The 1,496-nt window shown below is 58.2% G+C and carries 2 protein-coding genes; one reads left to right on the top strand and one right to left on the bottom strand.

All coding sequences use genetic code 11. The features are described 5' to 3' along the window. The coding region (locus E8M78_RS23565) for a hypothetical protein (protein ID WP_205910252.1) at positions 1 to 187 on the bottom strand (187 nt) is incomplete at its 3' end. On the opposite strand from E8M78_RS23565, the gene E8M78_RS16195 reads away from it, so the two are divergent. Then, positions 117 to 1,430 carry an IS5 family transposase gene (locus E8M78_RS16195; RefSeq protein WP_137136036.1) on the top strand — a complete coding sequence of 438 codons (1,314 nt, stop codon included), beginning with the start codon at positions 117 to 119 and terminating at the stop codon, positions 1,428 to 1,430. The genes E8M78_RS23565 and E8M78_RS16195 overlap by 71 nt on opposite strands. Positions 1,431 to 1,496: the final 66 nt, after the last annotated feature.

Raw genomic sequence — 1,496 nt, 5'->3', positions numbered from 1 at the left:
TAGTTCGCCCTGAAAAATCGCAAAACTCTTTTGTTTTCAGGGATTCCCAAGGAGATTGAAGTATAGGAAACTGCAGGAAATCAGGTTCCGAGGCTCGATTTTCCGGGGTTTTTGCGATGCGCCCGACACGCCCTTCTTGCGGCAGACATGATCTCTTCCGCGAACGTCTGGATGCGATGATCAACATGAGCCACCCCTTGGTGAAGCTGTCGAAGGTGATGGACTGGTCGCGCTTCGATGTGGCGTTCGGTGGCTGTTATCGGCCCGTTGGTAGACCGGCGAAGCCGACACGGCTGATGGTCGGCCTGCATTATCTCAAGCACGTGCACGACCTGTCGGACGAGGAGACGGTCGAGCGCTGGGTGGAAAATCCCTATTGGCAGTATTTTTGCGGCTTCGAGTTCTTCCAGACCGAGTTTCCGATCGATCCCAGCACCATGACGCGCTGGCGCAAGCGCATCGGTCCGGATGGGTTGAGCGAGATGCTCAAAGCCAGTGTCGATGCCGCCCTTGATACCGCAACGGTTAAACCGTCTTCGCTGGAGCGCATCACGGTGGACACGACAGTGCAGCCCAAGGCGATTGCCTATCCGACCGATGGCCGGCTTTACCTGAAGGCGCTCATGGCCCTTGTGTGCCTGGCCAAGCGTTTCGGCATCGAGCTTCGCCAGAGCCACACCCGGCTTGCGAAAGCCGCCGCCCTCAGGGCTGGCCGCTATGCCCATGCCAGGCAGTTTTGCCGCATGCGCCGGGAATTGAAGAAACTGCGCACCTATCTCGGCCGCGTCTATCGCGATATCGGCCGCAAGATTGCCGGAAACCTCGATCTTCAGGCCCGCTTTACAAGGCTTCTGGGTCTTGTCGAGCGGCTGCTGGCCCAAAAAACCAAGGACAGAAACAAGCTCTACGCGCTGCATGCACCCGAAGTCGTGTGCATCTCCAAGGGCAAGGCTCGTACTCCTTACGAGTTCGGGGCCAAGGTCGGCATCGCAACAACCAACCGCGAGGGGCTCGTGCTGGCCTCTGTCGCCTTCGAGAACAACCCCTATGACGGACACACGCTTGATCGGACGGTGGCTGAGGCAGTCGAGATCGGTGGTGTCAATCCAGAGCGCATCTATGTCGACAAGGGCTATCGCGGGCACGATTATCAAGGCCCTGCCACCGTCTTCATTGCCGGGCAGAAGCGCGGGCTTACCCCCACCATCCGTCGTGAGCTCAAGCGACGATCCGCCATCGAGGCCACCATCGGTCACATGAAAACCGATGGTCGCCTCGACAGAAACTTTCTCCTCGGACATGATGGTGATGCCGCCAACGCCACCCTTGTGGCCGCAGCCCACAATCTGCGCCTTATCCTCAAGGTAATCGCCTTCTGGTGTGCCTTGATCCTGCTCGCCAGCCGAAATGCAGAAGCCAAAACCGCATAAACCAATACTTTGCCAGCACCATCACACCGCACAAAATCAACGGCTTCCGAGTTGTTCAGGGAGGAC

It is taken from the genome of Rhizobium sp. FKY42, from assembly GCF_005222835.1.
Taxonomy (GTDB): Bacteria; Pseudomonadota; Alphaproteobacteria; order Rhizobiales; family Rhizobiaceae; genus Neorhizobium.
The sequence above is the reverse complement of the archived record's forward strand: the minus strand, read 5'-3'. Positions and strand labels throughout refer to the sequence as shown.